This window comes from Nocardioides sp., assembly GCF_034670285.1.
Taxonomy (GTDB): Bacteria; Actinomycetota; Actinomycetes; order Propionibacteriales; family Nocardioidaceae; genus Nocardioides.
On sequence record NZ_JAXMNS010000119.1, the window covers coordinates 1 to 9321 of the forward strand.

The 9321-nt window shown below is 71.1% G+C and carries 10 protein-coding genes; 6 read left to right on the forward strand and 4 right to left on the reverse strand.

From position 1 onward, the window contains the following. The 3 genes from VOI19_RS07940 to VOI19_RS07950 all read left to right on the forward strand — a co-directional run. Window positions 1-528, forward strand: a 528-nt coding sequence (locus VOI19_RS07940) for a dihydrofolate reductase family protein (protein ID WP_323792426.1), incomplete at its 5' end; no start/stop codon positions are given. Window positions 529-589: 61 nt separating this feature from the next. Continuing rightward, window positions 590-2068 carry a DHA2 family efflux MFS transporter permease subunit gene (locus VOI19_RS07945; protein ID WP_323792427.1) on the forward strand — a complete coding sequence of 493 codons (1479 nt, stop codon included), beginning with the start codon at window positions 590-592 and terminating at the stop codon, window positions 2066-2068. 10 nt (window positions 2069-2078) lie between these two features. Then, a complete protein-coding gene (locus tag VOI19_RS07950; RefSeq protein ID WP_323792428.1) occupies window positions 2079-2888 on the forward strand; it encodes an SDR family oxidoreductase in 810 nt (269 codons plus the stop codon). On the opposite strand, the gene VOI19_RS07955 is transcribed toward VOI19_RS07950, so the two are convergent. Continuing rightward, window positions 2881-3714, reverse strand: coding sequence for a shikimate 5-dehydrogenase (locus tag VOI19_RS07955; protein ID WP_323792429.1), 834 nt, complete (start codon window positions 3712-3714; stop codon window positions 2881-2883). The two genes, VOI19_RS07950 and VOI19_RS07955, sit on opposite strands and share 8 nt — an antisense overlap. A gap of 39 nt (window positions 3715-3753) precedes the next feature. Here VOI19_RS07955 and VOI19_RS07960 point away from each other — a divergent pair, with 39 nt between their 5' ends. The 3 genes from VOI19_RS07960 to VOI19_RS07970 are packed head-to-tail and all read left to right on the forward strand — an operon-like array spanning window position 3754 to window position 6009. Further along, window positions 3754-4392, forward strand: a complete 639-nt coding sequence (locus VOI19_RS07960; protein ID WP_323792430.1) for an MSMEG_1061 family FMN-dependent PPOX-type flavoprotein — start codon at window positions 3754-3756, stop codon at window positions 4390-4392. Next, window positions 4385-5212 carry a diaminopimelate epimerase gene (gene dapF / locus VOI19_RS07965; protein ID WP_323792431.1) on the forward strand — a complete coding sequence of 276 codons (828 nt, stop codon included), beginning with the start codon at window positions 4385-4387 and terminating at the stop codon, window positions 5210-5212. Before VOI19_RS07960 ends, dapF begins: the two co-directional genes overlap by 8 nt. Window positions 5213-5232: 20 nt before the next feature. Continuing rightward, entirely contained in the window at window positions 5233-6009 is a 777-nt protein-coding gene (locus VOI19_RS07970) for an SDR family NAD(P)-dependent oxidoreductase (RefSeq protein ID WP_323792432.1), read from the forward strand. Between the two features lie 81 nt (window positions 6010-6090). Here the strand turns inward: VOI19_RS07970 and VOI19_RS07975 are convergent, their stop codons facing one another. The 3 genes from VOI19_RS07975 to VOI19_RS07985 all read right to left on the reverse strand — a co-directional run. Continuing rightward, complete coding sequence (locus tag VOI19_RS07975; protein ID WP_323792433.1) at window positions 6091-7044, reverse strand: hypothetical protein; 954 nt, start codon at window positions 7042-7044, stop codon at window positions 6091-6093. Between the two features lie 107 nt (window positions 7045-7151). Further along, window positions 7152-8168: a hypothetical protein gene (locus VOI19_RS07980; protein WP_323792434.1), complete on the reverse strand. Its 1017-nt coding sequence runs from the start codon at window positions 8166-8168 to the stop codon at window positions 7152-7154. A gap of 80 nt (window positions 8169-8248) precedes the next feature. Next, the coding region (locus VOI19_RS07985; RefSeq protein ID WP_323792435.1) for a prolyl oligopeptidase family serine peptidase at window positions 8249-9321 on the reverse strand (1073 nt) is incomplete at its 5' end.

Genomic DNA, 9321 nt, shown 5'->3' on the forward strand with positions numbered 1-9321 from the left:
CTCGACGGGTTCATCGCCGACGAGCACGACGGCCTCGACTGGCTGCTCAGCCAGGAGGTCGACCACACCCCCGGGTCGCCGGGGCTCTACGACGACTTCATCGTCGACATCGGCGCAGTCGTGATGGGTGCGGCGACGTACGCCTTCATCGGCAAGCAGCTGCGCGAGTCGGGGGAGCGGTGGCCCTACGAGCAGCCGGCCTTCGTCTTCACCCACCACGACGTCGAGGCGTTCGGCGACGACATCACCTTCGTCTCGGGGAGCCCGGCGGAGCACCGTTCGTTGCTCGAGGCCGCCGCTGGGGAGCGGGACGTGTGGCTCGTCGGCGGGGGAGCGCTCGCCGCCGACTTCGCCGAGGCCGGGATGCTCGACGAGGTGCTGGTCAACATCACTCCGGTCACGCTGGGAGCGGGCCGCCCGCTCCTCCCTCGCCCCTTCGACCTGCGACTGCGCGACGTGGCACGCAGCGGGGTCTTCGCCTACCTGACGTACGACGTGGTGGGGCGACGCGGTGGGGCCGCGCAGTGACGGGTAGCACCCGATAAAGGATGTGGGGCGAAGGCGCCCCTCGTGTCATGGTCGGAGCACCATGACTACGACCCCGACCACTCCCGAGCAGACCGCTCCCCACACCGAGGCGCCCGACTACGGGGTGCTGCGGTGGCTGGTGCTCGCGACCTTCGTCGTGATCCTCAACGAGACCGTGATGATCAACGCGATCCCGCGCCTGATGGAGGAGTTCGCGGTCACCACCCGCGCGGCGCAGTGGCTGACGAGCGGATTCATGCTGACGATGGCGGTGGTCATCCCGGTCACGGGGTGGTTCCTGCAGCGTGTGACGACGCGTCAGGCGTTCACGACCGCGATGGCGATCTTCTGCACCGGCACGCTGGTCGCAGCACTCGCGCCGACGTTCGCCGTGCTGCTGCTCGCCCGGATCATCCAGGCCGGTGGCACCGCGATCATGATGCCGCTGCTGATGACGACCCTGATGTCGATCGTGCGCGAGCAGGACCGCGGCCGGATCATGGGCAACGTGACGCTGGCGATCTCGGTCGCCCCGGCCCTGGGCCCGGCGGTGTCGGGCACGGTGCTGGCGATCGGGTCGTGGCGGCTGCTGTTCGTCGTCGTCCTCCCGATCGCGCTCGCGATCACCTACGTGGGGCTGCGCAACCTCGACAACGTCGGCGAGACCCGGCCGGGCTCGATCGACTGGGCCAGCGTCGCGCTGTCGGCGTTCGGCTTCGGTCCGCTCGTCTTCGGGCTCTCGCAGCTCGGCGAGGGGTCCAGCACGGGCCCGTCGTGGCTCCCGATCGCGATGCTCGGTCTGGGCGCGACGATGCTCATCGTCTTCGTCCTGCGTCAGCTGAGCCTGCAGCGTGGCGGCGTCCCGCTGCTCGACCTGCGCACCCTCACCCACCGCACCTACGCGCTGGCGCTCGCGCTGATGGCCGTGTCGTTCATGGCAATGCTCGGCTCGCTGATCCTGCTGCCGCTCTACCTCCAGGGAGTGCGCGGCCTCAGCGAGCTGCAGACCGGGCTGCTCGTGATGCCCGGCGGCATCGCGATGGGCCTGCTCGGCCCCCAGGTCGGCAAGGTCTTCGACCGTGTCGGCGGGCGTCCGCTGGTCATCCCCGGCTCGTTCGGGGTCTTCGGCGGGCTCGCGCTGCTCACCCAGGTCGGGGCGGCGACGCCGGTGGCGTTCGTGCTCGGCGCCCATGTGCTGCTGATGGTGTCGCTCGCCGCGATCTTCACGCCGGTCTTCACCCTCGGCCTGGGCTCGCTCCCGGCCGATCTCTACTCCCACGGCAGCTCGCTGCTCGCGACCCTCCAGCAGGTCGCGGCAGCCGCTGGTACGGCGATCGTGGTGGCGGTCGTCGCGTCGCGTCAGGCCGGGCTCCTCGACGGCGGCGCCTCCGAGGTGGCCGCGCGCGTGGGCGGCAACCAGTGGGGCTTCGGCGTCGGCGCCGTCCTCGCCCTGGTCGTCGTGGCGCTCGCGCTGGTGCTGCCCGGTCGACCGTCGACGCACGGCGCGGACACCCCCGAGGGCACTGTCGCGGCCCACTAGTCTCACGGCCATGAGCCTGCCCGCAGCCGCCCTCGACCGCACCGCCCTCGTGACCGGGGCCTCCTCGGGAATCGGTGCCGAGATCGCTCGCGAGCTGGCCCGGCGTGGTCACGGCGTGACCCTCGTGGCCCGCTCCGCCGCCAAGCTGCAGACCCTCGCGGCCGAGCTGCGCGACACCGGCGTGCGGGCCGAGGTGATCGCGTGCGACCTCACCGACCGGCCCTCGCGGGCCGGGCTGCTCGGCGCCGTCGAGGGGCGTGGTCTCGTGGTCGACATCCTGGTCAACAACGCGGGGCTCTCCACGCTCGGCCCCGTTGCCGCCTCCGATCCCGAGGCCGAGATGAAGATGATCGAGCTGGACGTCGTGGCGGTCGCCGACCTCTGCTCGCGCTTCCTGCCGGGCATGGTGCAGCGGCGTCGCGGCGCCGTGCTCAACGTCGCCTCGACCGCTGCCTTCCAGCCCTTGCCGGGCCAGGCCGGTTACGGCGCCGGCAAGTCATTCGTGCTGTCCTACACCCAGAGCCTGTCCGGCGAGCTCAAGGGCACCGGCGTCACCGCCACGACGCTCTGCCCCGGGCCGGTCGCGACCGGGTTCGGTGAGGCGGCGGGGTTCTCGAAGCAGGACGCCGAGGACGCGCTGCCTCCGGTCATGTGGGTCTCCGCGCCTGACGTCGCACGAGCCGCCGTCGACGGCCTCGACAAGGGTCGCCTCGTGGTGATCCCGGGGAAGGCCAACCGGGTCGCCGCCGCGCTGTCGCAGGTCACCCCGCGCACCCTGCTGCTGCCGGTGCTGACCAAGAACCACCCCGGCCTCAGGTAGCGCGCGAGTACGCCGACGCCCGCGCGACCTGGTCGGCGGTCGGGCGCACGCCGGTGTAGAGCCAGAACTGCTCTGCAGCCTGCAGCGCGATCACCTCGGCCCCGGTGACGACCGGCTTGCCGAGGCTGCGCGCCAGGCGCACGAGCGGGGTCTCCGACGGGACGGCGACGACGTCGAGCACGGCCGTCGCGGAGGAGACCTGCGCCGAGGTGAAGGGTGAGTCGTCGGCGGCCGGTGCGCCCGCCATCCCGACCGGGGTGACGTTGACGAGCAGGGCAGCGCCGGGGTCGTCGCCGAGGTCGGCGGCAGACGCCGTCCAGGAGTAGCCGTAGGCCTCGGCCAGCTCCGGCCCGGCGGTCGTGTTGCGAGCCACGAGGACGCCGTCGGTGAAGCCGGCGTCGCGCAGGGCGGCGACGACGGCCTTCGCCATACCGCCACTTCCGGTGACCACTACCCTCCCGCTCGTGGGCAGGCCGGGGGAGGCGAGCAGGTCGCGCACGGCCTGGTAGTCGGTGTTGTAGGCGTGGAGCACGCCGTCCTCGTTGACGATCGTGTTGGCCGAGGCGATCACCGCGGCGGAGTCGTGGACGACGTCGACGTGGGCGAGGCAGTCCTCCTTGAAGGGCATCGAGACGCCGCAGCCGCGGATCCCGAGCGCGCGCAGCCCCGCGACGGCCGCGCCGATGTCGGTCGTCGTGGTCGCCTTGTAGAGGAAGTCGAGCCCGAGCTCGGCGTAGAGGAAGTTGTGGAAGCGGGTGCCGAGGTTGCTCGGCCGCGCCGACAGCGACAGGCAGAGCTGGGTGTCCTTGTTCACGGTCGCGTGCATGGCGGCGAGCCTACGCTCGGCGCGCAGTACCGTGGAGCGGTGACCCATCGCCCCTGGACCGAGATCCCCGACGCCGCCGCCCTCGTCGCGCTGCTCGGCGAGCCCGGCGAGCGCGCGGCCACGAAGAGCCGCCGGGCGCTGCTGGACGTCGACCGCGACTGGCTCGCCGCAAGTCCGTTCTGCGTGATGGCGACGGCCGACGCCGAGGGCCGGTGCGACGCCTCGCCGAAGGGCGATCCGGCTGGTTCCCTCGTCCACGTCATCGATGAGCGGACCATCGCCCTGGCCGAGCGGCCGGGCAATCGCCGAGCCGACGGCTACCGCAACATCCTCCTCAACCCGCACGTCGGGTTGAACTTTTTCATCCCCGGTCGCGGCGACACCCTGCGCATCAACGGTCGCGCCCGCCTGGTCTCCGACGCCCCCTTCTTCGACGAGATGATCGTCAAGGGACGCCGCCCGATCCTGGCGGTCGTGGTCGACATCGAGGACCTCTTCTTCCACTGCGCCAAGGCGTTCCTGCGCTCGCAGCTCTGGGACCCGTCGTCCTGGGCCCCCGAGGCGCGGGTGCCACGGCGCGCGGTGATCGCCCGTGAGGTCGAGCCGAGCGGGATGAGTCTCGAGCAGCTCGACGACTACTACCGTCCCGAGAACTACTCCGAGGGTCTTTATGCCTGAGCGCACGTCCTACCCGTTCCTCAAGGGTCACGGCACCCACAACGACTTCGTGCTGCTGCCCGACCACGACGGCCGCGTCCACGGCGACCTGCCGGCCGAGCGCGTGCAGGCGCTGTGCGACCGCCGCGGTGGCATCGGCGGGGACGGCGTCCTGCGTGTCGTCCGGGCACTGTCGGGCCGCGGCGCCGAGTGGTTCATGGACTACCGCAACGCCGACGGCTCCATCTCCGAGATGTGCGGCAACGGTGTGCGCGTCTTCGGCCGCCACCTCGTGGAGGAGGGCCTGGCCGACCCCACCCAGCCGCTGCCGGTCGACACCCGCGACGGCCTCAAGGTGCTCACCTTCGCCGGCGGTGCCGTCGACGGCGACGTGACCGTCGACATGGGTGTGCCGCAGGTCCTCGGTGAGTCGAAGGTGGGCGTGGGGGAGCGCTGGTGGACCGCCGCGCACGTCGACACCGGCAACCCGCACGCGGTGGCCTTCGTCGACGACCTCGCCGACGCCGGAGCGTTGACCTCCCCGCCCGAGCACGACGCGAGCGTCTACCCGAACGGCGTCAACGTCGAGTTCGTCGTACGACGTGCGCCCCAGCACGTGGCGATGCGCGTGCACGAGCGGGGCTCGGGCGAGACCCAGTCGTGCGGCACCGGCGCGTGCGCCGTCGCGGTGGCCACCGCGACCGTCGACGGAGCCGAGCGCGGGACGCCGTACCGGGTCGACCTGCCGGGCGGCACGTTGACGATCACCTGGCGCGAGGACGGGCACGTGCTGATGGCCGGACCCGCCCTCATCGTGGCCCGCGGCACAACTGACCTCTGAGGGCCAGTAATCTGCCGAGCATGGAACTCAGTGGATCTTCTGCCATCGTCACGGGCGGCGCGTCGGGCATCGGTGCCGCGGCCGCTCGCCGCCTCGCCGCCCTCGGCTGCACCGTGATCGTCGCCGACCTCCAGGCCGACAAGGGCGAAGCCCTGGCCGAGGAGATCAAGGGCGTCTTCGCCCAGGTCGACGTCACCAACACCGAGCAGATCGCCGGGGCCGTCAAGGCCGCCGCCGACATCGCCCCGCTCCGGGCGCTCGTCAACTCCGCCGGCATCGGCTGGGCCTCGCGCACCATCGGTCGCGACGGCACCCTCGAGTCGGCGCACTCGCTGGAGGCCTTCACCAAGGTCGTCCAGATCAACCTGATCGGCACCTTCGACATGCTGCGCCAGGCCGCCACGGTGATGAGCACCAACGAGCCCGACGCCGACGGCTGCCGCGGCGCCATCGTCAACATGGCCAGCGTCGCTGCCTTCGACGGCCAGATCGGCCAGGCGTCGTACTCCGCCTCGAAGGGTGGCGTCGTCGGGATGACCCTGCCGATCGCCCGCGACCTGTCGGCCTCCGGTATCCGTCTCAACACCGTCGCCCCCGGCCTGATCGACACCCCGATCTACGGCGAGGGCCCCGACTCGGAGGCGTTCAAGGCCAACCTCGGCTCCAACGTGCTCTTCCCCAAGCGCCTCGGCTCGCCCGACGAGCTGGCCTCGATGGTCATGGAGTGCCTGACCAACTCCTACATGAACGGTGAGACGGTCCGCCTCGACGGCGGCATCCGGATGCCCCCGAAGTAGCCCGCACCGACACCTGGCGAGCCGGGAAGCAGCCCCTCCCACCGACGGTGGGGGAGCCGCTTCCCGGCTCGTGGTGTCAGGTCAAGCGCCGTCCCCGGCCCGCGGGGCGGGCAGCGACGGCTGAGCGCACTCGGTCGTCGCCGTCTGCTGCGCGGACACGAGGGCCGACTGCGCGGAGGAGTACGCGGACCGGGCCTTCTTGTAGGCCTTCTTGGCCTTCTTGTACTTCCGCTTGGCCTTCTTGTACGTCGACCGCGAGCCCTTCTTCTTGGCCTTCTTGAGCGCCTTCTTCGCCTTCTTGTACTTCTTGTGGGTCTTCTTGTACTTCGCCTTCGCAACGGCCGCTGCCTGCTCCGCCGCCTCGACGGCGGCGGTGGCGCTCAGGCAGTCCTGCGACGTGCCGACGGCGTAGAACAGCAGGCTGCCCTCCACGAACGTGTCGGTCGGAGTCGGCACGAAGAGGTCGCACCCCGGGGCGAGGAGGTAGGCGCTCGCGCTCTGCGGCTGCTGGTTGCCGCCGATGTAGTAGATGCCGTCGGAGCCGGAGTTCATGACCGCGATGACGAGGTGCTTGCCCGCCGGCACCGTAGCGGCCAGCGGGGTCGACGTGATGCTGTATTCCTGGTCGGACCCGAGCATGAACGAGGTGCCTGCCAGGGGATCGAGGTTCTCCTCGAGCAGCTCCTCACCCGGGTCGATCGTGTAGGCCCCCAGACCGATCTCGATGCTCTCGCTGTTCGGGACCACCTCCTGGTGCCCGACCACGATGCTCTCCAACCTGAACCCGCTGCTCGACCCGTGGTCCGAGGCGAGGTCGAAGCGCCGGAACCAGGTGTTCGGGCCGGGGTAGCAGGTTGCGGAGCTGAATTCCTCCACGGTCTCGCCGTAGTTCTGGATCACCTTGATCGGCGTCGGAGGATCCACGGCCGCAGCGGCCACCGAGACGGGGGTGACCCCGGGTCCGAGTGCCACCGCCAGCGCTACGACGCCGCCGAGCAGGAGCCGGGAGCGCCGGCGGGTGAGAAGTGATCGCATGAGTCGGGCCCTTTCGCTCGGTGACAGTGGCGTGCCACTGCCCGAGCCCGCGGCCCATCGAACGTAACAGCCTGCGCTGGGGGCGGCGGGCAAAGAATGGCCGCGGTCTAGGCCGCGAGGATGGCGAGCGCCACCGTGCCCAGGTAGACGGCGGGGATGGCGATCCCCTCGAAACCGATGCCTCGCCGATCGCGCACGATGAGCCCGAGCGCGAGGATCGTGGTGATGAGCGCGGTGCCGCCGAGCAGGACGAGGGCGGACGGCCCGGCGGCGGCATAGATCGTGCCGGGGGTGTAGACGACGTCGGCGATGGTGATCATCAGCGTGTCGAAGACGTTGCCGCCCACGATGCCTCCGATCCCGAGCATCACCGAGCCCATCCGAACGGCCGCGATGAGCGTGAAGAGCTCGGGCAGCGAGGTCACCGCCGTGGTCAGGGTGAAGCCGGTGACCGCGCTCGGCCATCCGGTGGCGGCGACCACGCCAAGACCTGCCTTGCCAATCACCCAGCCCACCACCGAGACGACGCCGGCCAGGGTGGCAAGCGAGACCCACAGTGCTCGCGTGGTGCGCGAGGAGGGGTTGGCGACCTCCTCCTCGGTGGTCTCGTGGGTGATCCGCGGGCTCCACATCGGGGCGTCGCGCATGCCGCGGAGCAGCATCAGCCCGTAGGCGTAGAGGGGTGGGATCAGCAGCGACATCGGGTGCACCCAGCCCCACGCCAGCTCGGGCGTCGCCACCGCGATCACGGGCAGGGTCAGCATCGCGATGAGCAGCAGGGCCTGCAGGATGTTCTCCAGCGAGGCGCCGGCGTGCTCGAGGTTGGCACGTCGGTAGACGAGGTCGGCGATCGCGATCCACACCGTCTGGATGGCGACGCCGCCGATCGGGTTGGCGAGCGCGAACCCGGCGTCGCCGTCCATGGCACCGGCCACCGTCGTGAGGATGCCCGACAGCGACGTCACGGCCCCGAGGAAGACCGCGCCCGCCATGGCTTGGCCGAGGCCCGTGCGCTCGGCGAGCTGATCGGCGGTCTGGGCGAGCCGTCCGCCCGCGAAGGCGAGCACGACGACGGCGACGGCCAGGCCGAGGACGCTGGGCAGCAGGGTCCAGGTGCCGGTCATGTCGGGTCCGCTGAGGTGGGCTTCATCGGCTCCACGCTGCCACGGGCGCCGGGCTCAACGCACATCTGTCGGCACAGCGCTCAGCAGGTGCGCAGCACCGTCCGGCCCTTCGGCACCACGAAGGTCCCCGCGGTCCGCGGCTGGTCGAGCGTGACCTTCGTCGTCCCGTCCGAGGTGACGACGACCTTCCCGCAGCGCAGCCCGGCACGCTTCAGGTCGACGGTGACGGCCTTGACGTTGCTCAGGTCGAGCGTGAGGCGCTTCCTGGTCGGGAGTGCCTCGCCGGGCTCGAGCACGAGGTCCTGCTGGAAGGCGGGCAGTGGCGAGCTGACCGGGGTCGGACCCGTCCGCACGACCCGGGGCGTCGTACCGCGCCGGGCCTCCGAGGTCGCTGCGACGTGGGCCACCGCGCCGGGGGAGGAGTCGCGAGCGGCGAGGCCCTTGAGCCAGTACGCCGTGGTGGTGCCGATGCCGAGCCCGCGGCGGGTCAGCCGGGGGTGCCAGGTGTAGTCGACGTCGCGCGGGTTGCGCACCACCTTGGGCGTCCCGAGGTCGCTGATCGTGGTCTCGAAGCGGTCCTGGGTCGCGAAGACCAGGTGGTCCTCGCCGGGGTAGCGCACGAAGCGGTGCTCGAGGTCGAGGGCGTCGAAGCGACCGACCTGCACCTCCACCGACGTGAACGGCACCAGCTGGTCGAGCTGGCCGTGGCCGATCCGATAGGGCAGGTGGAGGGCGTTGCCGACGAGGTCGTAGGCGTTGCCGTCGGAGGTGCAGCGGCCACCGAACGACGGGCTCACGAGCGAGTCGGCGTCGATCGAGACACCGCACTGCGGCGGTCCGGCGAGCGCGACGGCGCCGGCATACAGGTCGGGGTGCGAGAGGCCGAGCTTGTAGGCGGCCCACCCACCCATCGAGTAGCCGGTGATCGTCGTACGACGGGGGTCGAGGTCGTAGGTGCGGGCGAGTGCGCCCCAGACCTGCCAGTAGTCGGCCTCGGCCTCGTCGAAGTACCACCCGTCGGGGCCGGGGCCGAGCGTGCCGGCGCAGATCGAGTCGCGCTCCTCGCACAGGCTCTCGAGCATGAGCGGGTCGTAGGCGGTGTACTGGTTGTGGTTGACCGACAGCGAGTGGAGCGTCCACGTCAGTGGCGCGG

Excerpts from the sequence above, each read along its gene's own strand:
- VOI19_RS07975 (WP_323792433.1), bottom strand. The coding sequence starts at position 7,044 with ATGCGATCACTTCTCACCCGCCGGCGCTCCCGGCTCCTGCTCGGCGGC.
- VOI19_RS07955 (WP_323792429.1), bottom strand. The coding sequence starts at position 3,714 with ATGCACGCGACCGTGAACAAGGACACCCAGCTCTGCCTGTCGCTGTCG.
- VOI19_RS07980 (WP_323792434.1), bottom strand. The coding sequence starts at position 8,168 with ATGACCGGCACCTGGACCCTGCTGCCCAGCGTCCTCGGCCTGGCCGTC.
- VOI19_RS07950 (WP_323792428.1), top strand. The coding sequence starts at position 2,079 with ATGAGCCTGCCCGCAGCCGCCCTCGACCGCACCGCCCTCGTGACCGGG.
- dapF (WP_323792431.1), top strand. The coding sequence starts at position 4,385 with ATGCCTGAGCGCACGTCCTACCCGTTCCTCAAGGGTCACGGCACCCAC.
- VOI19_RS07945 (WP_323792427.1), top strand. The coding sequence starts at position 590 with ATGACTACGACCCCGACCACTCCCGAGCAGACCGCTCCCCACACCGAG.
- VOI19_RS07970 (WP_323792432.1), top strand. The coding sequence starts at position 5,233 with ATGGAACTCAGTGGATCTTCTGCCATCGTCACGGGCGGCGCGTCGGGC.